The sequence below is a fragment of the Haloechinothrix halophila YIM 93223 genome, assembly GCF_000504245.1.
GTDB lineage: Bacteria > Actinomycetota > Actinomycetes > Mycobacteriales > Pseudonocardiaceae > Haloechinothrix_A > Haloechinothrix_A halophila.
Window position 1 is genome coordinate 2,340,329 of record NZ_KI632509.1, and the last position, 25,397, is coordinate 2,365,725.

28 protein-coding genes, 1 tRNA gene and 3 pseudogenes are annotated in these 25,397 nt (G+C 67.5%); 25 read left to right on the forward strand and 7 right to left on the reverse strand.

Translation table 11 applies throughout. From position 1 onward, the window contains the following. Window positions 1–102: 102 nt before the first annotated feature. The 12 genes and pseudogenes from AMYHA_RS10570 to AMYHA_RS10615 all read left to right on the forward strand — a co-directional run bounded on the left by AMYHA_RS10570 (window position 103) and on the right by AMYHA_RS10615 (window position 9,276). On the forward strand, window positions 103–450 hold the full coding sequence (locus AMYHA_RS10570) for a histidine triad nucleotide-binding protein (RefSeq protein ID WP_034270505.1): 348 nt from the start codon (window positions 103–105) through the stop codon (window positions 448–450). A 127-nt stretch (window positions 451–577) separates the two neighbouring features. Next, a pseudogene (locus AMYHA_RS27860) lies at window positions 578–1,303 on the forward strand (PhoH family protein); the annotation flags it as partial. A 351-nt stretch (window positions 1,304–1,654) separates the two neighbouring features. After that, window positions 1,655–2,080 (forward strand): annotated as a pseudogene (locus AMYHA_RS27865) (LAGLIDADG family homing endonuclease); the annotation flags it as partial. 300 nt (window positions 2,081–2,380) lie between these two features. After that, window positions 2,381–2,770: pseudogene (locus tag AMYHA_RS27870) on the forward strand (PhoH family protein); the annotation flags it as partial. Further along, window positions 2,767–3,315 carry an rRNA maturation RNase YbeY gene (gene ybeY / locus AMYHA_RS10580; RefSeq protein ID WP_034270508.1) on the forward strand — a complete coding sequence of 183 codons (549 nt, stop codon included), beginning with the start codon at window positions 2,767–2,769 and terminating at the stop codon, window positions 3,313–3,315. The pseudogene AMYHA_RS27870 and the gene ybeY, both read left to right, overlap by 4 nt. 22 nt (window positions 3,316–3,337) lie before the next feature. Further along, entirely contained in the window at window positions 3,338–4,678 is a 1,341-nt protein-coding gene (locus tag AMYHA_RS10585; protein ID WP_034270510.1) for a hemolysin family protein, read from the forward strand. A 19-nt stretch (window positions 4,679–4,697) separates the two neighbouring features. Next, window positions 4,698–5,039 carry a hypothetical protein gene (locus AMYHA_RS10590; RefSeq protein WP_034270513.1) on the forward strand — a complete coding sequence of 114 codons (342 nt, stop codon included), beginning with the start codon at window positions 4,698–4,700 and terminating at the stop codon, window positions 5,037–5,039. After that, window positions 5,036–5,935: a GTPase Era gene (era, locus tag AMYHA_RS10595; protein WP_034270516.1), complete on the forward strand. Its 900-nt coding sequence runs from the start codon at window positions 5,036–5,038 to the stop codon at window positions 5,933–5,935. The genes AMYHA_RS10590 and era overlap by 4 nt, the downstream gene beginning before the upstream one ends. Before the next feature lie 173 nt (window positions 5,936–6,108). Beyond that, window positions 6,109–6,957: an oxygenase MpaB family protein gene (locus tag AMYHA_RS10600; protein ID WP_231104688.1), complete on the forward strand. Its 849-nt coding sequence runs from the start codon at window positions 6,109–6,111 to the stop codon at window positions 6,955–6,957. A gap of 282 nt (window positions 6,958–7,239) precedes the next feature. Then, a complete protein-coding gene (gene recO, locus AMYHA_RS10605) occupies window positions 7,240–8,028 on the forward strand; it encodes a DNA repair protein RecO (RefSeq protein ID WP_034270519.1) in 789 nt (262 codons plus the stop codon). Between the two features lie 4 nt (window positions 8,029–8,032). Continuing rightward, entirely contained in the window at window positions 8,033–8,851 is an 819-nt protein-coding gene (locus tag AMYHA_RS10610; protein WP_051400382.1) for an isoprenyl transferase, read from the forward strand. Further along, a complete protein-coding gene (locus AMYHA_RS10615; protein ID WP_034270522.1) occupies window positions 8,848–9,276 on the forward strand; it encodes a hypothetical protein in 429 nt (142 codons plus the stop codon). The genes AMYHA_RS10610 and AMYHA_RS10615 overlap by 4 nt, the downstream gene beginning before the upstream one ends. A 92-nt stretch (window positions 9,277–9,368) precedes the next feature. On the opposite strand, the gene AMYHA_RS10620 is transcribed toward AMYHA_RS10615, so the two are convergent. Continuing rightward, entirely contained in the window at window positions 9,369–9,794 is a 426-nt protein-coding gene (locus AMYHA_RS10620; RefSeq protein ID WP_034270524.1) for a Fur family transcriptional regulator, read from the reverse strand. After that, a complete protein-coding gene (locus tag AMYHA_RS10625; RefSeq protein WP_034270527.1) occupies window positions 9,791–10,222 on the reverse strand; it encodes an ArsR/SmtB family transcription factor in 432 nt (143 codons plus the stop codon). The genes AMYHA_RS10620 and AMYHA_RS10625 overlap by 4 nt, the downstream gene beginning before the upstream one ends. A gap of 145 nt (window positions 10,223–10,367) precedes the next feature. Here AMYHA_RS10625 and AMYHA_RS10630 point away from each other — a divergent pair, with 145 nt between their 5' ends. From AMYHA_RS10630 to AMYHA_RS10650, 5 genes are all read left to right on the forward strand, one after another. Continuing rightward, window positions 10,368–11,756 carry a glycine--tRNA ligase gene (locus AMYHA_RS10630; protein ID WP_034270530.1) on the forward strand — a complete coding sequence of 463 codons (1,389 nt, stop codon included), beginning with the start codon at window positions 10,368–10,370 and terminating at the stop codon, window positions 11,754–11,756. Between the two features lie 54 nt (window positions 11,757–11,810). Further along, complete coding sequence (locus AMYHA_RS10635) at window positions 11,811–12,461, forward strand: YdcF family protein (RefSeq protein WP_231104689.1); 651 nt, start codon at window positions 11,811–11,813, stop codon at window positions 12,459–12,461. A gap of 67 nt (window positions 12,462–12,528) precedes the next feature. After that, window positions 12,529–13,791 (forward strand): deoxyguanosinetriphosphate triphosphohydrolase, encoded by a 1,263-nt coding sequence (locus AMYHA_RS10640; RefSeq protein WP_034270533.1) that lies wholly within the window; start codon window positions 12,529–12,531, stop codon window positions 13,789–13,791. Beyond that, window positions 13,784–14,944, forward strand: coding sequence for a serpin family protein (locus AMYHA_RS10645; protein ID WP_034270536.1), 1,161 nt, complete (start codon window positions 13,784–13,786; stop codon window positions 14,942–14,944). Before AMYHA_RS10640 ends, AMYHA_RS10645 begins: the two co-directional genes overlap by 8 nt. A 218-nt stretch (window positions 14,945–15,162) precedes the next feature. Beyond that, entirely contained in the window at window positions 15,163–15,729 is a 567-nt protein-coding gene (locus tag AMYHA_RS10650; protein ID WP_034270539.1) for a carboxymuconolactone decarboxylase family protein, read from the forward strand. 70 nt (window positions 15,730–15,799) lie between these two features. Here the strand turns inward: AMYHA_RS10650 and AMYHA_RS10655 are convergent, their stop codons facing one another. From AMYHA_RS10655 to AMYHA_RS10670, 4 genes are all read right to left on the reverse strand, one after another. Beyond that, window positions 15,800–16,810 (reverse strand): NADP-dependent oxidoreductase, encoded by a 1,011-nt coding sequence (locus AMYHA_RS10655; RefSeq protein WP_034270542.1) that lies wholly within the window; start codon window positions 16,808–16,810, stop codon window positions 15,800–15,802. Further along, window positions 16,807–17,271, reverse strand: a complete 465-nt coding sequence (locus AMYHA_RS10660) for a MarR family winged helix-turn-helix transcriptional regulator (protein WP_034270544.1) — start codon at window positions 17,269–17,271, stop codon at window positions 16,807–16,809. Before AMYHA_RS10660 ends, AMYHA_RS10655 begins: the two co-directional genes overlap by 4 nt. A 64-nt stretch (window positions 17,272–17,335) precedes the next feature. Continuing rightward, entirely contained in the window at window positions 17,336–18,244 is a 909-nt protein-coding gene (gene sigJ / locus AMYHA_RS10665) for an RNA polymerase sigma factor SigJ (RefSeq protein WP_034270546.1), read from the reverse strand. Window positions 18,245–18,375: 131 nt separating this feature from the next. After that, the gene (locus AMYHA_RS10670) at window positions 18,376–18,573 is read right to left on the reverse strand and encodes a ferredoxin (protein ID WP_034270549.1); all 198 of its coding nucleotides are present in this window, start codon (window positions 18,571–18,573) and stop codon (window positions 18,376–18,378) included. A 166-nt stretch (window positions 18,574–18,739) separates the two neighbouring features. Between AMYHA_RS10670 and dnaG the strand changes: the two genes are divergently transcribed. From dnaG to AMYHA_RS10685, 3 genes are read left to right on the forward strand one after another with little or no spacing between them, the layout of a single operon-like run. Beyond that, a complete protein-coding gene (dnaG, locus tag AMYHA_RS10675) occupies window positions 18,740–20,626 on the forward strand; it encodes a DNA primase (RefSeq protein WP_034270551.1) in 1,887 nt (628 codons plus the stop codon). Next, entirely contained in the window at window positions 20,626–21,147 is a 522-nt protein-coding gene (locus AMYHA_RS10680; RefSeq protein ID WP_330759880.1) for a hypothetical protein, read from the forward strand. The genes dnaG and AMYHA_RS10680 overlap by 1 nt, the downstream gene beginning before the upstream one ends. Continuing rightward, complete coding sequence (locus AMYHA_RS10685) at window positions 21,144–21,908, forward strand: trans-aconitate 2-methyltransferase (protein WP_034270554.1); 765 nt, start codon at window positions 21,144–21,146, stop codon at window positions 21,906–21,908. The genes AMYHA_RS10680 and AMYHA_RS10685 overlap by 4 nt, the downstream gene beginning before the upstream one ends. A 12-nt stretch (window positions 21,909–21,920) precedes the next feature. Here AMYHA_RS10685 and AMYHA_RS10690 read toward each other — a convergent pair whose 3' ends face one another. Beyond that, entirely contained in the window at window positions 21,921–22,130 is a 210-nt protein-coding gene (locus AMYHA_RS10690; protein ID WP_034270557.1) for a hypothetical protein, read from the reverse strand. Between the two features lie 190 nt (window positions 22,131–22,320). On the opposite strand from AMYHA_RS10690, the gene AMYHA_RS10695 reads away from it, so the two are divergent. The 5 genes from AMYHA_RS10695 (at window position 22,321) to AMYHA_RS10715 (ending at window position 25,188) form a co-directional block, all read left to right on the forward strand. Next, window positions 22,321–22,393, forward strand: a tRNA-Asn gene (locus AMYHA_RS10695). 263 nt (window positions 22,394–22,656) lie between these two features. Next, entirely contained in the window at window positions 22,657–23,001 is a 345-nt protein-coding gene (locus AMYHA_RS10700; protein WP_157362009.1) for a hypothetical protein, read from the forward strand. A 120-nt stretch (window positions 23,002–23,121) separates the two neighbouring features. Beyond that, a complete protein-coding gene (locus AMYHA_RS10705; RefSeq protein WP_157362505.1) occupies window positions 23,122–23,475 on the forward strand; it encodes a YciI family protein in 354 nt (117 codons plus the stop codon). An 82-nt stretch (window positions 23,476–23,557) separates the two neighbouring features. Next, window positions 23,558–23,947, forward strand: coding sequence for a YciI family protein (locus tag AMYHA_RS10710; RefSeq protein WP_051399754.1), 390 nt, complete (start codon window positions 23,558–23,560; stop codon window positions 23,945–23,947). Between the two features lie 11 nt (window positions 23,948–23,958). Further along, entirely contained in the window at window positions 23,959–25,188 is a 1,230-nt protein-coding gene (locus AMYHA_RS10715) for an RNA polymerase sigma factor (protein ID WP_196776997.1), read from the forward strand. Window positions 25,189–25,397: the final 209 nt, after the last annotated feature.

Sequence of the window (25,397 nt, forward strand, 5' to 3'; positions counted from 1 at the left end):
GGGCTTGCCGTTTTTGCCCCATTCTTCAGTCGCGATGGGTGGGGCACGACGCTGGGAGGCCGTCGCTTGCCGTGCGCGGGCAACGCAATACGCTGGGGACCCATGAGCGAGACCTTGTTCGAGCAGATCATCGCGCGGGAAATCCCGGCGGACATCGTGTACGAAACGGACACCACGCTGGCGTTTCGCGACATCAACCCGCGCGCGTCGACGCACGTGCTCGTCGTGCCCAAGACGCGCTACCGCAATGTCGCCGAGCTGGCGGCGGCGGACGCCGGTCTGCTCGCCGACGTGCTCAACACCGCCGCCAAGGTCGCGGAGTTGGAGGGCGTCGCGGACAAGGGTTACCGAGTGGTGTTCAACACCGGCGAGGACGCCGGTCAGACCGTGTTCCATGTCCACGCCCACGTGCTCGGCGGCGGGCCCCTCGGGCCGGAAGCCAGGGGCTGACGACTCCCGGCGGCGAGCCAACCCCCAGTAATCGTGGCTGCGGACTGTCGGTGCGACCGGCTAGCATCGAGAGCACGGAAGTAAATGCCCAACCGCGACCACATCGGAGAAAGCAGGCCCTCGACACGTGGCAGGAAGCCCTCAGGCGAGCAGCAAGCTCCCCACCGACCCTACGACGACAACAGCGGCACCAGCGCAGTCACAGTTCACTATTCCAGCAGCGGCAGCGCTGACACTGCTCGGCTCAGCCGATGAGAATCTCATCGCACTGGAGAAGCAGCTCGACGCCGATATCCATGTCAGGGGCAACGAGGTCACACTGACGGGCGCGCAGGCCGACGTCGCGTTCGCGGAACAGGTGTTTACCGAACTTCTCGCGCTCGCGGGCAAGGGCCAGCAGATCGGCGCGGACATCGTCCACCGCACGGTCGGGATGCTCACGGGCGACAGCGCCGAGTCCCCCGCCGACGTGTTGAGCATGAACATCCTGTCCCGGCGGGGCAGGACGATCCGGCCGAAGACGCTCAACCAGAAGCGCTACGTCGACGCCATCGACGAGCACACCGTGGTGTTCGGGATCGGCCCGGCAGGCACCGGTAAGACCTACCTCGCCATGGCCAAGGCGGTGCAGGCGCTGCAGGCCAAGGACGTCAACCGCATCATCTTGACCAGGCCTGCCGTCGAGGCAGGGGAGCGGCTCGGCTTCCTGCCTGGCACATTGTACGAGAAGATCGACCCGTACCTGCGGCCGCTGTACGACGCGTTGCACGACATGGTCGACCCGGAGTCGATCCCGAGCCTCATCCAGTCGGGCACCATCGAGATCGCCCCGCTGGCGTATATGCGGGGCCGGGCGCAACCAGTGTCAAGCAAAGTGCTGACGCCAGCAGGCTTCCGGCCGATCGGTGAGCTCGAAGTCGGTGACCTCGTCATCGGCTCCGACGGGCACCCGACACCAGTGCTCGGCGTCTTCCCGCAGGGCGAGAAGGACATCTACCGGGTGACCACGCAAGAAGGGGCATCGACGCTGTGCTCGGGTGATCACTTGTGGGCGGTGGCCACCCGTGACGATCGGCGCAGGGGCAAGCCACTACGTGTGCTTGAGACGCGCGAGATGATCGGTCAGCTCCGCGCGAACCATTACCACCGCTTCGAGCTCCCGCTACTCAGCAAGCCCGTTGAGTTTCCGCCTCAGGCCGTTCCGATGGACCCCTATGCCCTCGGCCTCCTGCTCGGTGACGGCTGTTTGACAGGTTCAACCACCCCTTCGTTTGCCACCAATGACCCAGAACTGGCCGAGGCGCTGGAGCAGGCAATCAATGGCATTGAGGTGCGTGCGCGGGGCGGCGTGAACTACGTCCTGAACCGGGTTCGCGCACCAGGTGAAGTCATCACCCTGGAGAATCCGGTCACCGGAGCGTTGCGCAAGCTGGATCTGTGGGGTGTGCGGTCTGAGACGAAGTTCGTGCCAGAGGGGTACCTCTACAACACCTCGGAGGTCCGACTCTCCGTGCTGCAGGGCCTACTTGACGCTGATGGCGGTCCGGTCACACAGGATGGGCGCACGTGCCGGATTCAGTACACCACCACGTCCCCACGACTGCGCGATGACGTGCTCTTTCTGGTGCAGTCCTTGGGAGGCATCGCGTACCACCGGACCCGTGCGGCGAAGGGCCGCGAGCCGGGGTACGCCAACGGCAGGGACGTCGCCTATCGGCACGATGCCTACGTCATCGATATCGGTCTGCCCTCCGACTTCGTACCGTTCCGGCTGCGTCGCAAACTCGACACGTGGGGGACCGCGGGCGGCGGTAGACCCGCGCGTTTCATCGACAGTATCGAGCCAGTGGGCTCTGACGAGGCGGTGTGTATCCAGGTCGCCGCCGAGGATTCGCTGTATGTGACCGAGGACTTCCTGCTGACGCACAACACGCTGAATGATGCGTTCATCCTGCTCGACGAGGCGCAGAACACCACGCCGGAGCAGATGAAGATGTTCCTCACCCGGCTCGGGTTCGGTTCCAAGATCGTGGTGACCGGTGACGTGACGCAGATCGACCTGCCAGGGGGTCAGCGCAGTGGCCTGCGGGTGGTGCGTGAGATCCTCGAAGAGGTCGACGACGTGCACTTCACGACGCTGGGGTCGAGCGACGTGGTGCGGCACCGGCTGGTTGGTGACATCGTCGACGCTTACGAGAAGTGGCAGGCCGAACGCGACGCCGAGGAGGGTGACGCGCAGCCGCCGTCCGGCAGGACCGGCAAGTCCGGTAACCGGGGCAAGGGCGGCGCGGCCGGTGACGGTGTGAAAGGTGACGGGTGAGCATCGAGATCGCGAATGAGTCGGGGATCGACGTCGAAGACGAGACGATCGTCGACGTCGCCCGGTTCGCGCTGGACCGCATGGAGGTCAGCCCGCTCGCGGAGCTGTCCATCGTGCTCGTCACGCTCGATGTGATGGAAGACCTGCACGAACGGTGGATGGACCTGCCAGGCGCCACCGATGTGATGGCGTTCCCGATGGACGAGTACAACGTCCGCAGGCCGGACGCACCGGAGTCGTCGCCCGCGCTGCTGGGTGACATCGTGCTGTGCCCCGCCTTCGCCAAGGACCAGGCGAAACAGGCGGGCCACGCGCTGCTGGACGAGCTTCACCTGCTGACCGTGCATGGCGTGCTGCATCTGCTCGGCTACGACCACGCTGAGCCGGAGGAGGAGCGCGAGATGTTCGGCTTGCAGCAGCGCATCCTGGTCGATTACGGCGACGCGATCGCCGACGCTCGGCGCAGGAACGCGCAGCGCAGCGCGGACGAACGGTTGCTCGGCATCGTTGGCCTCGACGAGCCGCGCGGCTCGACCGAGAGTTGACCCGGAGCGAGTCGGCGGCGTCATGACAACTTCCGCGGTACTCGTGGTACTGGCGGTGACCCTCGTGCTGGCGGGCGGCCTGTTCGCGGCGGCTGACTCCGCGATCAGCGCCGTCTCCCGTGCCCGCATCGCCGGACTGGTTCGCGCGGGCACGCCCGGCTCGCGCCAGCTCGCGGCGGTCGTCGATGAGCGCAGCAGGCACATCAACCTGCTGTTGCTGCTGCGGCTGGGCTGTGAGCTGACCGCGACCGTCATGCTCACCGTCGTCATGCTCCGTTGGATCCAGCCGGAGTGGCTTGCCGTCGTCGCGGCGGCGGGTGTGATGCTCGTCGTCAGCTACGTGCTGGTCGGCGTGGGACCGCGCACCATCGGCCGCCAGCATCCGTACTGGGTGGGCCTCGCGGTGGCGGGGCCGGTGCGGGTGCTTGGGTTCCTGCTCGGCCCGCTGAGCAGGGTGCTGATCGTGCTGGGCAACGCCATCACCCCGGGCAAGGGCTTCCGGCAGGGGCCGTTCACCACTGAGGTCGAGGTTCGCGAACTGGTGGATCTCGCACAGGAACGCGGCGTCGTCGAGGACACCGAGCGCGAGATGATCCACTCGGTGTTCGAACTGGGCGACACCGTGGCGCGTGAGGTGATGGTGCCGCGCACCGAGATCGTCTGGATCGAGCGCACCAAGACCGTCCGGCAGGCGCTGGCGTTGTCGCTGCGCAGTGGATTCAGCCGCCTGCCGGTGATCGGGGAGAACGTCGACGACATCGTTGGTGTAGCCAACATCAAGGACCTGGTCAGCGCGAGCATGGTGGCCGGCGGCGACGCGCGGCCGGTGGCCGAGGTGATGAACTCGGCCACCTTCGTGCCCGATTCCAAGCGGCTCGACACGCTGCTGCGGGCGATGCAGGTCTCGCGCAACCACGTGGCGATCGCCGTCGACGAGTACGGCGGCACGGCGGGCCTGCTCACCATTGAGGACATCATCGAGGAGATCGTGGGCGAGATCACCGACGAGTCCGATATCGAGGAGCGACCGCCGGTGGAGTACCTCGAGGACAACGCTGTGCGAGTCTCGGCGCGGCTGGGTGTGGACGATCTCGGTGAGCTGTATGGCGTCGACTTCAGCGAGCACGACGTGGAGACCGTGGTGGGGCTGCTCGCGCAGCGGCTGGGTAGAGTCCCGTTGCCGGGGGCGGAAGCCGAGGTCGCGGGCCTGCGGCTGCACGCGGAAGGCGGCAAGGATCGCAGGGGCCGCATGCGGATCAGCACCGTCGTGGTGCGTCCGGAAGCGCCCGAGGTGAGCCTCGCGGCCAATGGGGTCAACGGCAATGGATCCCAGCCAGCCGACCACATCGACCGTGGCCAGTGAGACGACAGGAGCAGTGCGGATGCCGGAGCAGATCCAGCTCGACGACGAGGATGCCAAGATCGTGACCCTGGCGCGGTCCTCCCGCGCCCGCACGCAGGCCGCCGAAGGCGCCGCGGTCCGCGATACCGACGGCAGGACCTACGCCGCGGCCACGGTGGCGTTGCCCTCGTTGTCGTTGACGGCATTGCAGGCCGCCATCGCCGCCGCCGTGTCCAGCGGCGCGGAGGGCATCGAGGCTGCGGCGGTCGTCACGGCGTCCGAGGTCACGCCGGAGTCGGTGCGCGCGGTACGCGACCTGGCTGAGAAGGCCCCCATCTACGTCGCCGACGCGCGCGGCACGGTCACCGAGGTCATCGGGTGAGCGAGCCGCATCGTTCCGGATTCGCGTGTTTCGTGGGCAGGCCCAATGCGGGCAAGTCGACGCTGACCAACGCGCTGGTCGGTAGCAAGGTCGCGATCACGTCCAGCAAGCCGCAAACCACCCGGCACGCCATCAGGGGCATCGTGCACCGGCCCGATGCGCAGCTGATCATCGTGGACACGCCTGGCCTGCATCGGCCGAGGACGTTGCTCGGGCAGCGGCTCAACGACCTGGTGTACGCCACGTGGTCCGAGGTCGACGTCATCGGGCTGTGTGTGCCCGCCGACGAGAAGATCGGGCCAGGCGACCGCTATATCGCCGGTGAGCTGCGCAAGGTCGCCAAGCGCACCCCAGTGATCGGCGTGGTTACCAAGACCGACCTGACATCGCGCGACCAGGTGGCCGCGCAGCTGGTGGCGATGCAGGAGCTGTTCGATTTCGCTGAGATCGTGCCGGTATGCGCGAAGGACGGCTTCCAGCTCGACACCCTCGCTGATCTTCTGGTCACGCGGCTGCCGGAGGGTCCGGAGCTGTATCCCGGCGGAGAGCTGACCGACGAGCCGGAGCAGCGGCTGGTCGCGGAGCTGATCAGGGAGGCAGCGCTGGAGGGTGTGCGCGACGAGCTGCCGCACTCACTGGCGGTCACCATCGAGGAGATGTTGCCGCGCGAGGGTCGTGACGACCTGCTCGACGTGCACGCGTTCCTGTACGTGGAGCGGCCAAGCCAGAAAGGCATCGTCCTCGGTCACAAGGGGCAGCGGCTCAAGCAGGTCGGCACGCAGGCGCGCACGCAGATCGAGAACCTGCTCGGCACGAAGATCTACCTCGATCTGCACGTCAAGATCGCCAAGGACTGGCAGCGCGACCCGAAGCAGCTCCGCCGCCTGGGGTTCTGACGCCTCGGCCATCGCTCCGTGCGGCCCGCTGTGTCGTGGCCGCTGGTAGCGGGCCGCGTGGCATCGTGCCGCGTGGCCATCGGACCGGCATCGTGGCAGGTTGACAGCGACATCGGCGGTTGTCATGATGCGCTTGTTGGCAACTAGTCAACAAATACGAAGGTGTGGTGAGCGTGGTGCGCCGTTCCCAGCGGTCCGGGCAGTCCAGCGCGGGCGATATTAGTGCGCTCGGTGATGAGATTCACGGTGCGTCGCTACTCGCTGGCGCTGCCAACGTCATCATGCAGCTGGCCCGCAGGCCGGTGGGCCACGGCGTGATGTACAGCCCCGTAGCCACGGGCAACATCTGGGAACATCCGATCAAGCGCACCCGCACCACGCTGGCCTACCTCATGACCGCGATGCGCGGCACCGACGAGGAACGTCGTGCGCTGCGCAAGCAGATCGATCGAGTACACGCGCACGTGCGCTCAGCGCCAGACGCCGAGGTTCCCTACAACGCCCTCGATCCCGAGCTCCAGCTGTGGGTGGCCGCCTGCCTGTACCGGGGCGTCGAGGACACCTACCGCGCGTTCGTCGGCGAGCTGGATGACGCCACCGCCGAGCAGCTCTACCAGGACGGCAAGCGGCTCGGCACCACGCTGCAAGTGCGTGAGCAGTCGTGGCCAGCCGACCTGGCGGCGTTCGAGGAGTACTGGGGCAAGGGCGTCCAGCTGATCGAGATCGACGAGCCCACCCGCGAGTACCTGCTCGGCATCGCCCGGCTGCGCTTCTACGGCCGTCCGGTGTCGTGGCTGCTCGGCTGGTTTGGCGAGTTCATCACCACCGGGTTTCTGCACCCCCCGTTCCGTGAGGCCATGGGGCTGCGCTGGGACGAGCGCAGACAGCGCCGCTTCGACGCGCTGCTGCGCGCGATCCGGCTGGCGAACCGGGTGCTGCCCAGGGCGCTGCGGGAGTTCCCGTTGAACCTGGTGTGGTGGGACACGCGCAGGCGGCTGCGCACGGGCAAGCCCGTCATCTGACGACGCCGTGTCTGGCCAACGCCGAATACCGCAAGGGGTGGTGTGGATCTTGATGCGAATAGGCGATCCATATCGCCACAACGCCTCATGATCCATTCTCGGTCGCCACAGCGGCGCGGCCAAGCTTGGTGCCCGCATCGCCGTCAGAGCTGAGTAAGTCTGTAGACAAGATCGACTCGACGGCGTACGGACCTTGCGTCTCACGCCGACGTCGCCACAGCCCTGACGGGCCCACCGCGTGGCCATCCCCCTGAACACCCGACGGAGTGGGATGATCGGGGAGTGGCCCATCTGTATCGCGACACCGGTGTGGTGCTGCGCGTGCACAAGCTCGGCGAAGCCGACCGCATCATCACGCTGCTGACGCGCAAGCACGGCAAGCTGCGCGCCGTCGCCAAGGGCGTGCGCCGCACGTCCTCCCGGTTCGGCGCGCGGCTGGAGCCGTTCGGCCACGTCGACGCCCAGTTCTACCCCGGCAGAACACTGGACGTCATCACCCAGGTGACCACGGTGGATGCCTTCGCGGTCGGCATCGTGTCCGACTACCAGCGTTACACCGCCGCCAGCGCCATCTCCGAGACCGCCGACCGGCTCGCCGCCGAGGAGGGCGAACCGGCGCTTCGGCTGTACCTGCTCGTCGTCGGGGCGCTGCGGGCGCTCGCGGACGGCCAGCGCGACTCGTCGCTGGTGCTGGACGCCTTCCTGCTGCGGGCGATGGCATTCGCGGGCTGGGCGCCCGCGGTGTCGGAGTGCGCTCGCTGCGGCCTGCCAGGGCCGCACACGGCGTTCAGCGTGCAGGCGGGCGGCCTGGTATGCGCCCGGTGCAGGCCAGCCGGCGCGGTGAACCCGGCGCCCGACGTGATCGGCTTGCTCGTGGCCTTGCTGCACGGTGACTGGGACACGGCCGGCGCGACCGCGCAGGGTACTCGCCGCGACGCGAGTGGCCTGGTCGCCGCGCACCTGCAGTGGCATCTTGAGCGTCAGTTACGCTCACTGCCGCTGGTGGAGCGGCGCGTGTGGCAGGGCACCCTGGGCACCGAAGCAGCGAGTGAGGCAGCGAGCGGAGGCTGAAACAGTGCGGCGTAGCCGTCACGAACCGGGCACGCCCGGCACGATCAACTCCCCGGACCCGCACCCGTCCGGGGCGCGACCGCCGGATATCCCCGCCGAGTTCCTGCCGCGGCATGTCGCGCTGGTCATGGACGGCAACGGTCGCTGGGCCAATCAGCGCGGGCTGCCCCGCATCGAGGGGCACAAGCGGGGCGAGGCCGTCATGATCGACGTCGCGAGCGGCGCGGTCGAGCTGGGCGTGAAGTGGCTGTCGGTGTACGCGTTCTCCACCGAGAACTGGAAACGCAGCCCGGAGGAGGTGCGCTTCCTGATGGGGTTCAACCGTGACACCATCCGCCGCCAGGTCGACTACCTCGGCTCCATCGGTGTGCGGATTCGCTGGGCGGGCCGCCGCCCCAAGCTGTGGCGCAGCGTCATCAAGGAGCTGCAGGCCGCCGAGGAGAAGACCAAGCACAACACGAAGCTGAACATGACCATGTGCGTGAATTACGGTGGTCGTGCCGAGGTCGGTGACGCCGCACGCCGGATCGCCGAGCTCGCGGCGGCAGGCGAGATCAACCCGGCGAAGGTGAACGAGCGCACTATCGCGAAGTACCTGTACCAGCCGGAGATGCCCGACGTCGACCTGTTCCTGCGGCCGTCGGGCGAGCAGCGGACGTCCAACTTCCTGCTGTGGCAGTCGGCCTACGCCGAGTTCGTGTTCCAGGACACGCTGTTCCCCGACTTCGACCGCACGCACCTCTGGCAAGCCTGTCTGGAGTACGCCAAGCGCGACCGGCGCTTCGGGGCCGCCCGCGACGCCGTGGAAGAGAGACAACGATGAGTACCGAGGCCACTAAGACCGCCGAACTGCTGGCGAACGCCAAGGCAGCGATGGAGCGTTACATCGAGGTGCACGTCGACGATGACGGTGCGCTGACCTTCCGGCACGCGGACGTGCCCTGTGCGGTGCAGGCCGTGCGGCTGGCGGAGGGCCTGACGGTGCTGAGCTTGACCTGCGTGGTCGCCTGGGACCTGCCCGACGACCCGTCGCTTGCCGCCTCCGCGGCCGAACGCGCTGGTCAGGGGCTGTTCGGCACCCTCGGCGTCGTGCACACCGAGACCGGTCTCGACGTCACGCTTCGCTACGCCTTCCCCGCCGACGGGCTGGACGAGACGCCGCTGGGCACGCTGCTGATGCTGGTGGTCTCCACCGCGTCGCAGCTGCGCTCCGATCTGCTCGGGATGGCGGAGGTCGAGCAGCAGTAATTCTGATCAACTTACCCTGTGCTGTGACGAGAGAATAGGACAAATCCGGCAGGAAAGTGGTCGTAGCGCAGGGTAAGCCGAGTCGGCTGAGCCTACGCAGCGGCGCAGCTTGAGCACGTCCCGACGATCTCAACGGTGTGGCTGATGTCGGAGAAGCCGTTGCTCGTCGCGATCCTGTCGGCCCAGCGCTCCACGGCGGGTCCCTCGATCTCCACGGTGTAGCCGCACTTCCGGCAGACGAGGTGATGGTGGTGGTGATCGGAACAGCGCCGGTAGACCGCCTCACCGGATTCGGTGCGCAACACGTCGATCACCCCGGCGTCCGACAGCGACTGCAACGTCCGGTACACCGTGGTCAGGCCGATCCCGTCGCCGCGTTTGCGCAGCTCGTCGTGCAGTTCCTGGGCGGAGCGGAAGTCGTCGATCTCGTTGAGCAGCTCCACAACCGCGGCGCGCTGCTTGGTCGCCCTGCGACCGGGAACCGGCGCGCTGCCCGCGCGTGACTCCGCTCGTGTCATGGACGTTGGTCCTCCTCCATCTCGGCTACGTGCGCGACGGCGTCGGCGACGATGTGGGCGAGGTGGTCGTCGGCGAGTTGGTAGACGACTTCCCTGCCGCGCCGCTGTCCCCGCACCACGCGGGCCGCCTTGAGCACCCGGAGGTGCTGGCTGATCAGTGGTTGCGCGACGCCGAGGCCGTCCACCAGCTCGTGCACGCACCGCTCGCCGGAACGCAGCTGCAGCACGATCGCGATCCGGACCGGCGCTGCCAGCGCCCGTAGCAGCTCACCTGCCTCCGCGAGGGTACCCGTTGGCGGCACCGGGATGGTCGGCACGGACCGATCCGACGAGTGCGGCGGTTCCTGAGTGCCGCTCGCGGTGCCGGCGGTGTCTTCGGTGTCCGGAGTGTCCTCGGTACCTGCAGTGCCCTTGACGGTCGGCGCCATGGTGTCATGGTAGTCGCCGAGGTCGAGCGCGCCGCGAGGCGTTACTGTCAGTGAGCGCCCCAGCCGCCCACTCGGGTTGTCCCCGCGAGGGCTACGCTTGAGCATTCAGAAACCCCAGTACTCACACATTCGGAGAGTCCTTCCCGTGGCGACCGACAGAATCGAGACCGTTGTCAGCCTGTGCAAGCGCCGTGGCTTCGTCTACCCATGCGGAGAGATCTACGGTGGCACCCGCTCGGCTTGGGACTACGGACCGCTCGGCGTCGAGCTGAAGGACAACATCAAGCGGCAGTGGTGGAAGTCGATGATCCAGGGCCGCGACGACGTCGTCGGCCTCGACTCCTCGGTGATCCTGCCGCGCGACGTGTGGGTCGCGTCTGGTCACGTCGAGGCGTTCGTCGACCCGCTGATCGAGTGCCTGTCATGTCACCGCCGCTGGCGCGCCGACCAGCTCGCCGAAGAGTACGTCGAGCGCACCGGCAAGGAAGCGGATGAAGGTCACCTGTCCGACGTGCCGTGCCCGAACTGCGGCACGAGGGGCGAGTACACCGAGCCGCGGGAGTTCAACGGCCTGCTCAAGACCTATCTCGGCCCGGTTGAGTCCGAGGAGGGGTTGCACTACCTGCGGCCGGAGACCGCGCAAGGCATCTTCGTGAACTTCTCCAACGTGCTGACATCGTCGCGGAAGAAGCCGCCGTTCGGCATCGGCCAGATCGGCAAGTCGTTCCGCAACGAGATCACGCCGGGCAACTTCATCTTCCGCACCCGCGAGTTCGAGCAGATGGAGATGGAGTACTTCGTCGAGCCTGGCGAGGACGAGGAGTGGCACCAGTACTGGATCGACGAGCGCACCAAGTGGTACACCGACCTCGGCATCGCCAAGGACAACCTGCGCCACTACGAGCACCCGAAGGAAAAGCTGTCGCACTACTCGAAGCGCACCGTCGACGTCGAGTACCGGTTCCAGTTCTCCTCCGGGCAGGAGTGGGGCGAGCTGGAAGGCATCGCCAACCGCACCGACTTCGACCTGACCACGCACTCCAACCACTCCGGTGTTGATCTGTCCTATTTCGACCAGTCGACAGGGGAGCGGTACCGGCCGTTCGTGATCGAGCCGGCAGCCGGTGTCGGACGTCCGATGATGGCCTTCCTGCTCGATGCCTACACCGAGGACGAGGCGCCCAACGCCAAGGGCGGCGTCGACAAGCGCGTCGTGCTCAAGCTGGACCGCAGGCTCGCGCCGGTGAAGGCGGCCGTGCTGCCGTTGTCGCGCAACGCCGACCTGTCGCCGAAGGCCCGCGACATCGCGACCACGCTGCGCAAGAACTGGAACGTCGACTTCGACGACTCGGGTGCCATCGGCCGCCGTTACCGCCGCCAGGACGAGATCGGCACGCCGTTCTGCGTCACCATCGACTTCGATTCGCTGGACGACCACGCGGTCACGGTGCGCGAACGGGACACGATGAACCAGGAGCGCGTCGCGATCGACCAGCTGGAGAGCTACCTCGCCGCGCGGCTCGTCGGCTGCTGATCCGAACGGACGCCCCCGGTACGTCACTGGCACGGGGTGCGGGAAGATGGCCTGGTGATCGCTGAGTCGAGGGAACCCCGCTTCCGACGCTGGTTACTGCGCGCTGTCGTTGGCGGCATCCTTGTCGGCTTGGTGCTCGTCACGGGGACGGCGTTCCGGATCTGGCAGGTGGCGCGCGTCGACGACCGCTCACCAGCGGACCTGATCGTGGTGCTCGGCGCCGCGCAGTACAACGGCACGCCGTCGGACATTTTTCGATGGCGGCTCGAGCACGCGCGGGACCTGTATCAGGACGGCGTCGCGCGGTATGTGGTGACCACCGGCGGCAGCCGTGACGGCGACGCCTACACCGAGGCGGAAGCCGGGGCACGGTGGCTGGAGCGCCACGGCGTGCCAGCATCGGCGACCATCGCGATCGGCGAGGGTGTGGATACCCTCGGCAGCATCGAGGCGGCAGGCGTCGAGGCCCGTGAGCGCGGGCTGGAATCGGCGGTCGTGGTCAGCGATCCGTGGCACTCGCTGCGGGCGCGGACCATGGCCAAGGACTCCGGGCTGGACGCGTGGACGTCGCCGACGCGCAGCGGTCCCACCGTGCAGACCCGCGAGATCCAGTTCCGCTACATCTGGCGGGAGACCAAGGCGCTGCTGTTCTACCGCGTCGCCCGCGCGTCGGCGGATGAGGCGGGCTCGACCGGGCTGGGCTGAGCGCACGGACCCGGCTGGTCCCCGTCGAGGATTCGGCACTGTCGCCGGTTCTGCGTAGCCTGGGGCGGTGAGCTACACCGACCATGACCGCGAGCGGGTGATCGCCGAGCCCGCCAAGGACACGCGCGGTATCGGCGACGATCGGTCGCCGTTCGCGCGCGACCGTGCGCGGGTGCTGCACTCGGCAGCGCTGCGCAGGCTCGCGGGCAAGACGCAGGTCGTCGGGCCAGGAGAGGGCGCAGAGGTGTCGGGTGTGCCACGCACCCGGCTCACCCACTCGCTCGAGGTCGCGCAAATCGGCCGAAACATCGCGGAGTCGCTCGGGGCCGACGGCGACCTGGTCGACACCGCGGGCTTGGCGCACGACATCGGGCATCCGCCGTTCGGCCACAACGGCGAGAAGGCGCTCGACGAGCTGGCACAGGACTGCGGTGGCTACGAGGGCAACGCACAGACGTTGCGCATTCTGACGCGCCTTGAGCCGAAGGTGCGCTCAGACGGCGAGTTGACCAGCGGGCTGAACCTCACCAGGGCGTGCCTCGACGCCACCACCAAGTACCCGTGGCGGCGCAGTGCTGGCACGCGGAAGTTCGGCGCGTACGACGACGACCTGCCGGTGTTCGAGTGGATGCGCGCTGGCGCGCCGGAGGGCCAGATGTGCCTGGAAGCCAGCATCATGGACTGGTCGGACGACGTCGCCTACTCGGTGCACGACGTGGAGGACGGGGTGCTGTCCGGCCGCATCTCGCTGCACGTGCTCACCGACGCCACCGAACGCGCCGCGCTGGCGGAGCTCGCCGCGAAGCACTTCTCGTCGCTCGCGGTGTCCACGCTTGAGTCCGCCGCGCAGGAACTTCTGGCGTTGCCCGCCGTGGCTGAGCTGGCGGTGCCGGACTACGACTTCTCGCTCGGTGCGCTGGTCGCGCTGAAGCGGCTCACCAGTGAGCTGGTCGGCCGGTTCGCCACGGCAACCGTCACCGAGACCCGCGCGACCTACGGCGACGGTCCGCTGACCCGGTACGCGGCGCGGCTCGTCGTGCCCGATCGGGTGGCTGCCGAGGTCGCGCTGCTCAAGGCGCTCGCACTGCGGTACGTGATGAGCGACCGACGCAGGCTCGCCGTGCAGGAGGGGCAGCGGCAGTTGCTGACGGAGTTGGTCGAGGTGCTGCTGCGGCGTTCGCCCGAGGTGCTGGACCGGCTGCTGCAACCCGCGTGGCACGCGGCGGCCGACGACGCCGGGCGCACCCGCGTCGTCGTTGATCAGGTCGCGTCGCTGACCGACGCGCAAGCCGTCGCCTGGCACGCCTGGCACACTGGTCGGCATGGCTGAGATCACCGCGCAGCGAGAGCACCTGCGGCTCTGTCTCGCGCTCCACCGGGTGCTCGCTGCGGAGGGTGGTACCACGTGTTTCTCGCCGTACTCGGTGGCTAGCGCGCTCGGGCTGGTGTATCAGGCGGCGCGCGGCAGTACGGCCGACGAGCTGCGCGCGCTGCTCAGCGAGGACGAGCCGGACATCGCCAAGCAGCTGGAACTGCTCGCGGACGCCGCGGTACTGGACACCGGTCGCGATGGCGAGGAGCCGGTGATCGCGGTGTCCAACACGCTGTGGGCATGGGACCAGTTGCGGCTCAACGACGACTTCGGCGCCGACCTGGCGGCCTGGCCGGGCGCCAAACTGGCGCACGCGCCGTTCGTGACCGACCCCGAGGGCGCAAGGGAAGCCATCAACGCCGATGTCGCACGGACCACCCGCGACCTGATCACCGAACTGGTCCCCTCAGGTGCGGTCACCGTCGACACCGTGGCGAGCCTGGTCAACGCGCTGTACCTGAAGGCAGCGTGGCGGAACCCGTTCGCCGTAGCGCAGACCACCGACGGGGTGTTCCACACGCCAGGCGGCGACCGCACGGTGCCGATGATGCGGCAGGTTGAACAGCTCGGCTACGCCGAGGCGGATGGCTGGCGCGCGGCCGTGCTGCCCGCGGCAGGTGGGGTGCAGGCAGTGGTGCTGCTGCCGGACGCCGCCGCTTCGAGCGCTGCTGCTTCCGGTGCCGCTCCGGCCTCCGCGCTGGCCACTGCGGAGTCCTCCCTGGACGCCGACACGCTGTCCGGACTGCTCGATGGCGTGCGCACCCGACGGGTCTCACTGCGGCTGCCGCGCGTCGACGTCGGCATGAACGTGTCGCTGAACAGTGCGCTCGGCGAGCTGGGCGTGGCGGAGCTGTTCACCCCGGACGCCGACCTCACCGGGCTTTCGGACGACCCCCGGCTGCTGGTTTCCGACGCGCTGCACGAATCCGTGCTCAAACTGGACGAGGACGGACTCGAAGGCGCCGCCGCGACCGCGATGATGATCCGACTGACCTCGGTCAGCGTGGAGGAACCGGTGTCGTTCGTCGTCGACCGTCCGTTCCTGCTGCTCGTCCGCCACACCACCACCGGCGCGGTCTACTTCCTCGCCAGGGTGACCGACCCGACCTGACCCGTGCGTCGTGTCCGGCGTTCCCGACGCTGTGTCCTGCATCCAGGACGCCGTGTCCTGCACTCAGAACGCTGTGTTCGTCACTCAGAACGCTGTGTCCTGCACTCAGGACGCCGTGGTTGTCATTCAGGGCGCTGTGTGCCGCACTGTCACACCGAAGCGCGCTGTCTCGTCGTAGGGATGACACGACACCGACGACTTTCGGAGAGGAGTGCGCCATGCCGCGCATCCCCGCAGTGGCCACCAAAGACGCAGGCTGGCTGACCAAGTTCAGCTACCGGTTCGCGCGCAAACGGTATGGAGCGGTGCCGGAGCCCATGGCCGTCGCCGCCCACCACCGCAAGTTGATGTCCGCTGGCAACATCCACGAACTGTTGGTGCAGCGCGCCAGCACGGTCCTGCCCGCGAACGTCCGCGACCTCGCGGTCTACCGAGCCGCGGTGCGGCTGGGCTGCTCATGGTGCATCGACTTCGGCACCATGCTGCAACGGCACCAGGGCCTCGACGTCGACCGGCTCAAGCAGATCGACGACTACGCCGATTCTCCCCTGTACAGCCCCGCCGAGCGGTTGGCCATTGCCTACGCCGACGCGATGACGGAGACGCCGATCAGCGTGACGGACGCGCAGGTCGCCAAGCTGGAAGCGGAGTTCGGGCGCGATGGCGTGGTCGAGCTGACCTACCACATTGGACTGGAGAACATGCGCGGTCGGATCAACAGTGCCCTCGGCGTTCCGGAACAGGGCTTCACCTCGGGAGAGGCGTGCCAAGTCCCGCAACCCTGAGGACCCCTCGGCCGTTGTGACGGGCTTCTTCGCAACACAGCACGATGCGAAGGAGCCCCTTCACAACACCTCACTCCGCCAGTCGCACGATCATCTTCCCGGTGTTGTCGCCGCGCAGGACGCCGAGGAACGCGTCGACGGCGTTGTCCAGGCCATCGACCACGGTCTCGTCAGCCACCAGGTCACCGTTGCGCAGCCACGGCCCGACTTCGCTGACCATGTCCCTGAACCGGGAGCTGTGGTCGCCGACGATGAACCCACGCAGCGTCAGCCGCTTGCCGATCGCCAGCCACATGTTGCGCGGACCCGGTGCGGCTTCGGTCGCGTTGTACTGGTTGATCGCCCCGCACAGCGCGACCCGGCCGTGCGTGTTGAGGTGCGTGATCGCCGCCTCGAGGTGGTCGCCACCGACGTTGTCGAAGTAGACGTCGATGCCGTTCGGCGCGGCCTCGGCGAGCTGCTCGCTGATGTCGCCGTCGCGGTAGTTGAACGCCGCGTCGAAGCCGGCCTTGTCACGCACGTACGCCACTTTCTCCGGCGACCCTGCGCTGCCGATCACCCGCTTGGCGCCCTTGAGCCGCGCGAGCTGGCCCGCCATGCTGCCGACCGCGCCCGCAGCGCCGGAGACGAACACCGTGTCGCCATCACGGAACTCGGCGACGTCGAGCAGCCCGGCGTACGCGGTCAGCCCGGTCATGCCGAGCGCGCCCAGATACAGCGACAGCGGCAGGCCGGGGATCGGCTCAACGGCGCGGGCCGTCTTGGCGGGTACCAGCGCGTGCTCACGCCAGCCCAGGCCGTGCAGCACGGTGTCGCCCGGCTTGAAGCCATCCACAGTGGACTCGACGACCTCGCCCACCGCGCCGCCGTCCAGCGGCTCATCGATCTGGAACGGCGGCACGTACGACTTGACGTCGTTCATCCTCGGCCGCATGTAGGGATCGACCGACATGAACAGGTTGCGCACCAGCAGCTGTCCTTCGGACGGCGCGGGCAGCTCGGTATCGGTCAGCGTGAAGTTCGTCGGTTCGGGCCAGCCGGACGGGCGGGAAGCGAGGCGGATCTCACGGGTAGCGGTCATGGTGTTCCCCTTTCGTGCGCGCGCCGCGCGTTGACGGCGTCGGTCAGCGTGGTGAGGCTGTCACGCAGGGCGAGGAGCTCGCTGGGGTCCAGGGACGTCGAACCTGCCGCCCGCTCGGGAACGGCAGCGGCCTGTTCACGCAGTTCGTCCCCTTGCTCGGTGAGATGCACGACCACGGATCGCTCGTCAGAGTCGCTGCGCTTGCGCTCGATGACTCCTCGGGTCGCGAGGCGTTTGAGCATGGGCGAGAGCGTTCCGGAGTCGAGGTCGAGCGCCTGGCCGAGTTCGCGGACCGTGGTCGGTCCGCGCTCCCACAGCACCAGCAGCACCAGGTACTGCGGATAGGTGAGATCCAGCTCGTCGAGCAGCGGGCGATACAGCTGCGTCAGTGCGCGGGACGCCCGGTATAGCGCGAAGCAGACCTGCTTGTTCAGGTCCAGCTCGCCACCCTGCGATGTCATACGGACACCTCCACGTTCTAGGATGATGCACAACTAAGTTGCGCACAATCAAAAGCGGGCCGCCTCACACCAGCCCCGCCATGCGGAGCTTGTCCGGATTGGCCTGGTCGTAGATCGCCCAGATCGTGCCGTCGCGGATCGCCAGCGTCTGCAGGTGCGCGTCGAGGGACTGCTGCGGAGCCGGTGGCAGGAAATGCGCGAGGTCGCCATTGGCCAGCATCAAAGCGCCGCCTTCCAGCGCCGCGGCGTCGTACTTGCGCACTAGGCCGAGCAGGAAGCGCACGATCTTGTCGCGTTCGGTCAGCATCCGCACGGCGGTGCGTGCCTTGCCGTTGGCGTCGCCGATGAACACGACGTCCGGGTGCAGGAGTTCGGTCACGGTGGCGACGTCGCCCGCCAGCAACGCCGTGGTGAATCGCTCCAGTATCTGCCGCTGTTCCGCCAGCGGCGCTCGCGGCGGCGGATCGGCGTCGGCGAGCTGCTTGCGCCCGCGCGAAGCGTGCTGCCGTGCGGTCGCGGGCGTGCAGCCAAGGATGTCGGCGATCTCGGCGAATGGGATGTCGAAAGCGTCGTGCAGCACGAATGCGACGCGCTGCTCGGGAGAGAGGCGGTCGAGCACGATCATCGCCGCCATGCGGACGTCGTCATCGCGGACGACGACGTCGAGCGGATCGTCGCGGGGCGGTGCGCCGAGCGGGGTGACGATTGGCTCCGGCAGCCACTGGCCGATGTAGGACTCCCGCCGCACCGCCGCCGAGCGGAGCCGATCGAGGCAGAGCCGCCCGACGACGGTGGTCAGCCATGCGGCGAGGTCGTTGATCTCAGCGCGCTTGGCGTCGTCCAGTGCGGACAGCCGCAGCCACGCCTCCTGCACGGCGTCCTCGGCGTCGGCGCGCGTGCCGGTGAGTCGATAGGCGACGGCGGTCAGCTGGCCGCGCAGTGCGGCGAAGTCCTGCGCGAGATCATCGAGCATGACTACGAGTGTGCCGCAGCGCCCAGCATTGATCCGACTGACTTCGCCAGGGAAATTGCGGATTGGGCGCCTGATGAGTGGCCGAGTGTCCTATTTCCTGGGCAAGGAACCCGGCGAAGGTGTCGTTCAGCTCACTCCGGTTCGACGAACAACGCCGCCATCGGGCAGGCGTCGACACCCTGCTGGGCGAGATCCTCCTTGCCCGCGGGTACCTCACGCCCCTGGCCGACCGCGCTGTAGCCCTCGTCGTCGAGCGGGAACAGTTCGGGGTCGACCTCGAAGCAAGAACCGTTCGCGGCGCACTGGTCGTCATCCACGCTGATCTTCATCGGCCACACTCCTCGCGGTGGTAGGCAACAGTTCGGCTTGTGTCGAAACTGTAGACACGAAATGGTTCTGTGTCCAGAGTAAGGCAGCAGTCGCCATGAGCACCGCCGACCCGCCCGAGCGGTCTGCGCGTCACCCTGATGTGGCGTGACACTAGACTCGGGGACCGTGGCAGGGCTGATCCGGGAAAGCGACATCGCGCAGGTCCGTGAGCTCAATCGGATCGACGACATCGTCGGCGAGTACGTCGCGTTGCGACGCGCTGGCGGCGGTGCTCTCAAGGGACTCTGCCCGTTCCACGACGAGAAGACGCCGTCGCTGAACGTGCGGCCCACCCACGGCACCTTCCACTGCTTCGGCTGTGGCGAGGGTGGCGACGTCATCAAGTTCATCATGCAGATCGAGCACCTCGATTTCGTCGAGTCGGTGCAGCGGCTCGCCGATCGAGTCGGCTACACCCTCACCTTCACCGGTGGCGGCACCAGCGTGCAGCGCGACCGGGGCACCCGTATGCGGCTGGTCGAGGCGAACCGCGCAGCGCAGGAGTTCTACGCCCAGCAGCTGCTCACCGAGCCCGCCAGGCCCGCGCGCGACTTCCTCAAGGAACGCGGCTTCGACCAGACGGCGGCGCAGCGATTCGGTTGCGGTTACGCGCCGGACGGCTGGGACACCCTCACCAAGCATCTGCTCAGCCAGGGTTTCGACATCAACGAGCTCTACAAGGCGCAGCTCGCCAAGGAAGGCAGCAGGGGTAAGCCGATCGATCGGTTCCACCGCAGGCTGCTCTGGCCGATCAAAGACCTCGCAGGCGATGTCGTCGGGTTCGGTGCGCGCAGGCTCTATGACGACGACCCGATCCAGGCGAAATACCTCAACACCAGCGAGAGCCCGGTCTACAAGAAGTCCCAGGTGCTGTTCGGGCTCGACCTGGCCAAGCGGGAGATCGCCAAGCGGCATCAGGTGGTCGTCGTCGAGGGCTATACCGACGTCATGGCGATGCACGCCGCTGGAGTGCCCACCGCGGTTGCGTCATCCGGCACCGCGTTCGGCACCGACCACATGGCTGTGCTGCGGCGGTTGATGATGGACGACGACACCTTTCGAGGTGAAGTCATCTTCACCTTCGACGGTGACGAGGCGGGGCAGAAGGCGGCGCTCAAGGCGTTCGAGGGTGACCAGACGTTCGCCGGGCAGACCTACATCGCCATCGCGCCGGAGGGCATGGACCCATGCGAGCTGCGGCTGACCAAGGGCGACACGGCGGTGCGCGATCTGGTCGCGCGGCGCACCCCGCTGTTCGAGTTCGCCATCAAGACCATGCTGCGCTCCTATGACCTCGACTCGGTAGACGGTCAAGTGGCCGCTCTGAAGGACACCGTGCCGCTGGTGGCGCGGATCAAGGACGAGGCCAAGCGCGATGGCTACGCGGTCAAGCTGGCGTTCTGGACCGGCTGGCAGGACGAGTCGATGGTGGTGCGCCGCGTCCGTGAGACGTCCGGCAGCGGCGGCAAGGCCGTTCGCCGCGCCCCTTCGCACCGTCCGGAGACGGCGGACGGTGACGTTCCTCGCCCCGCGCCGCGCGATCCCGGCCTGCGCGCGCAGCGGGAGGTGCTCAAGGCGGCGCTGCAGGAACCGGCGCTGGCCGGTCCCGCTTACGACGCGCTCCCCGAGGAAGCCTTCACCCACCCGGCTTACATCGCGGTGCATCGGGCGGTGCTGGCCGCTGGCGGTGCGGCGTCCGGGTTGGCTGGTCCCGCGCTGCTGGACGCGGCGACCCAGCAGGCCAAGCAGGGCACCGTGCGCATGGTGCTGTCGGAGCTGGCTGTTGAGCCGCTGCACGCGCGCGGCGAGGTCGACGCTGACTACGTGGCCACCGAGATGGCCGTGCTGCAGGAAAGCTTGGTGGGGCGCCAGATCAACGAGGTGAAGTCGAAGCTGCAGCGGGTATCGCCGGTGGAAGACGGCGATGAGTACCGCAGACTGTTCGGCGACCTGGTGGCGCTGGAGCAGTACCGCAAGGCCCTGCGGGAACAAGCGGTCGGGGGCTTCAGCTGATGCTGGGATGGTTGCGGCGGCTGCTCGGCGACGAGGTGCCGGAGGGCTTCACCGGCACGCTGGTCGATAATGAGTACGTCCTCGCCACCGCGACCGCCGAACAAGGGCCCCTCGTCGCGACGCGACTCGGGCTGTGGCTGCCGGAGGAAGCCGGTGCGCGACGCGTCGGCTGGCACCTGATCAGCAAGGCCACCTGGGACAACGACGTGCTGACCGTCATCCAGGCCGAGGAGACAGGGCAGGCGGGCGACGCCACGGTGATCGCGGATCTGGCGCCGAAACGGTTCCCGCTGCGACATCCCGGCAAACTGCCCAAGGTGGTGCACGCGCGAGTCACCGCGTCGATCTGCGCCAAGTATCGCAAGGAACTGCCTGGTGGCGCGGCGTGGTTCGTGCAGCGCAGCATCCCAGGCACGAAAACGGAGGTGTTGCAGGTGCGGCCCGAGCCAGGCGTCGACGAGTTCGTCGCGGCTGAGATCGCGCGGGAGGCCGCCGAGCAGCTCCGTGAGGAGGAACGATGAGGTGGGATCCCGAGGCGTATCTCGGCTACGCCGGTGTGCGGTCTCGCCCGTACTTCGATCTGATCGTGCGGATCGACGAGCGCTCGCCACGCAGGGTGGCCGACCTCGGCTGCGGGCCTGGTCACCTGACGCAGGCGCTGGCGCAGCGGTGGCCGTCCGCCGCGCTGGAGGCGTGGGATTCCTCGGCGGACATGGTGCGCGAGGCGCAGGCGCGCGGCATCGACGCGCGACTCGGTGACGTCCGTGATTGGGCGCCCAAGCCCGACACCGACGTCGTCATCTGTAATGCCGTGCTGCACTGGGTGCCTGACCACATCGATCTGCTGCGCAAGTGGGTGAGTGCCCTGCAGCCAGGAGCGTGGCTGGCGGTGGCGATGCCGCGCAACATCGATGAGCCGTCGCACACCCTGGTCCGGGAGTTGGCGAACGAGCCGCGGTGGCGGGACCTCGTAGCCGAGGTCGTCGCGCCAGCCACCGACGTGCTCGACGCGGTGTCCTACGCGGGTCTGTACGCGGACCTCGGGTGTGAGATCGACGCCTGGGAGACGAACTACATCCAACGGTTGATGGGCGACGATCCGGTGCTTGAGTGGCTTAGTGGGACCACGCTGCGGCCGGTGAAGACCGCGCTCGACGACGAGACCTGGCAGCGATTCCGTGACGAGCTCGCGCCGCGGTTGCGGGCGGCGTACCCGCGGCGGGACGACGGGACGACGCTGTTCCCGTTCCGGCGGGTGTTCGCCGTCGCGCGAGTGCGCTAGACGGTCGGCTCCTCAGGGCTGTCGCTCCGGCTGCCGGCTCTCGTACTTCTGCGCGAACGGAACCTTCTCGCCGATCTTGGCCCTGGCGACGCCTGCCGCACCTTGTACGGCTGGGTGGTCGGCCACCTTGCGGTAGGTGCGCACGATCTGCTCGTAACGGCTGCGCCCCGCACGTGACCCGAGCACATACCCGACCGCCGCGCCTAGCAGGAACTTCACCATGCCACCCTCCTCGTCGTTGACCTGGGGCTGCCTATTGTCCCCCACAACAGCCGCCGTGTCCCGGCGGCCGGGCGTGGGGCATGTTGCGCGGTGCGCCCGACCGGTCGCCGGGAGTAGGGAGGGCCCCGTGCGGGCGGAGATGATGATGTATGTATAGTCAGTATCCGCAGCGCGCGGCGCGGCAACGCAGTCCCTCGTAGCTCAATTGGCAGAGCATTCGGCTGTTAACCGAAGGGTTGCTGGTTCGAGTCCAGCCGGGGGAGCACCAGCCCAGGTCAAGCACCTGGGCTTTTCGTGTATCCGGGGTCCGACACGGCGAATCCGTTAGAAACCCTCCGTTCTCAGCCGTTCGCAGCATCACCACGATCATCCCGGCTTGTTGCCCGGTGCGATGAGTTCCACGACGGAATCATCGTTCGCCGACATACCGGACGTGACTGCGTATCCTCGCGAAGCAGGTACGTGAGCCGTTCGTTAGTCGGCAGGGCGCTGGCACCGGAGGTTGCCGGATGGGGGAACACGACAGATGAGTACTGCAGATCCGTCCACGTCGCGGGAACGGCGCCGCCGACCGTTTCTTGGATTGAGTGTCGGCATCGTGGTCGCTGGTGTGGTGGCGTATCCGGTGTTCGCAACCGGACTGTTCGCCCTCATCAGCTTCTCTGGGTGCTTTATCGGTCCGTGTATTGAGCCGGACCCAGATCCTTGGACCGGTACGCTATGGGGGATCGTGACCGTAGTTCTGGTTGCGCTACCGTTCACCGTTGGTGTCGCCACGGCAGGGGCCAGCCTGCGAGCGACCGCAATTGTGACGCTGTTGACGGCCGGGACTGCGACGGCGTTGATCGCCCTGAGCGTCCTGCAACCGTGATGCCGCGGCACCAGAACCGCTGTTTCCTCGGATTTGAGGTATGCGCGACAAGCACGCACGCCGTCGACCCCTTAGAGTTGCGGCAACATCGCGATTCTGAGGGGTGACGACGTGAAGTACATGCTGCTGGTCCACAGCGCGCTGTCGGACTTCGAGACCCGCGACATCAAGCCGGAGGACATGCAGGAGACGTTCGACTTCATGATGCAGTTGAACACCGAGCTGCAGGAGTCCGGCGAGCTCCTTGATGCCGCGGGCCTCGCCGATCCGAGGCAAACTGTCACGGTGCGCAAGCGCGGCGGTGCGGCCGTGTCGACGGATGGGCCGTTCGCCGAGGCGAAGGAAGTGCTCGGCGGGTACTGGGTGCTCGACTGTGCGGACAAGGACCGTGCACTGGAGATCGCGCAGCGGATCGTCGAGTTCGACGGTCCGATGAGCCCCGACACCATCGAAGTCCGGGAAGCAATGAGCTGAGGCATGTCGAAGCGCGGTCGTTGGCTCCGACGTCTCTGGTGATCGCATCCGCACGGGATGCCACTGAGACGAGATGGAGCGAATGGACATGCGATACATGCTGCTGGTCAAGACCCCACCTTCGGCATGGGAAGGTTGGGAGACACTGGTCGACGGCTTCGAGCGGACGATCGAGTTCATGGACAAGCTCAACGCCGAACTGGCCGAGACGGGCGAACTCATCGATGTTGCGGGTCTGGCAGACCCCACATTGGCGAGGACACTGCGCAAGCAGGATGACATGGTCGTCATCACGGATGGGCCGAGTGTCGATGGCTCCGATGTGATCGGGGGCTACTGGGTGGTTGACTGTGACAACTTCGACAGGGCATCCGAGATCGCGGCGCGAGTCGTCGGATTCGACGGCGTGAACAGCCCAGACGCCATCGAAGTTCGGCCCATCATGGATGCCAACAGCGGCCAGGAGATGTGAGAGACGTGCGGATCGACCAAGGCGTCGAGGACCTGTTGCGTGACCTCGCGCCGCAGGTTCTCGGCGCATTGGTGCGCCGGTTCGGCCACTTCGACGCGGCCGAGGACGCTGTGCAGGAGGCGTTGCTCGCCGCGGCCACGCAGTGGGCCGAGGACGGTGTCCCGGATAACCCGAAGGGCTGGCTCATCCGGGTGGGCTACCGGCGGATGACTGACCAGCTCCGGAGCGACCAGTCGCGTCGGGAGCGGGAGGATGCGCAGGCCGCACGGGCGCCGCGCGATGCGTTCGTGGCTCCGCCGCCCGATGCGAGCGCCGATTCCGACGACACGCTGATCCTGCTGTTCTTGTGCTGCCATCCGTCGCTGACGGCGTCGTCGCAGATCGCGCTGACCCTGCGCGCCGTCGGTGGTTTGACCACTGAGGAGATCGCGAAGGCCTTCTTGGTGCCCGACTCGACGATGGGCCAGCGCATCAGCAGGGCCAAGCAGCGCATCGCTTCGTCCGGGGTGCCGTTCCGGATGCCACCCTCTGACGAGCGGGACGACCGGCTCGACGCGGTGCTGCATGTGCTGTACCTGATCTTCAACGAGGGCTACACCGCCACTTCCGGTGCGGCGCTGGATCGCGTTGAGCTGTCCAGTGAGGCGATCCGGCTGACGCGCGTGGTGCACCGGCTGTTGCCTGACGACGCCGAGGTCGCCGGGTTGCTGGCGTTGATGCTGCTCATCAACGCCCGCCGTGAGGCCCGCACCGGGCCGGACGGCGAACTCATCCCGCTCGCCGAGCAGAACCGCAGCCGGTGGGATCTGCACGCCATCGCCGAAGGCTCGAAGCTTGTTGAGGACGCGATGTCACGCGGCGACCTCGGGCCATACCAGCTGCAAGCGGCGATCGCCGCGCTGCACGACGAAGCCGCAAGCCACGACGAGACGGACTGGCCGCAGATCCTCGCGCTCTACGGCGTGCTCGCGCAGATGTCGGACAACCCGATGGTCACGTTGAACCGGGCGGTGGCCGCCGCGATGGTGCACGGCCCTGAGGCGGGATTGCGGCTGCTCGAGTCGTTGGACGACGACAGCAGGCTGGCCCAGCATCACCGGCTGGACGCGGTGCGCGCGCACCTGTACGAGATGGCCGGTGACACGGACACGGCGATCAAGCACTACCGACAGGCCGCCCGTCGGACGACGAGTATCCCCGAGCAGCGGTATTTGGAGTCCAAATCCGCCCGGTTGGCGTGACTCTGACCTCTCAGCCACTTGGTGAACATGCTGTTCGCAGGGAACCTTGAATCCTTGTCGTCCCTCGCTCCGTTGTCGGCACGCGAACTTACGACCAGCTCGCGGCGCGGTAACGAGTCGACATCAGCCGGTGCGGAAGCGTGACGACTGACGCGCGCCGCGCGATTTAACGAATACGGCACAGGAGTGCTGTATCGGATTCTTAGGGG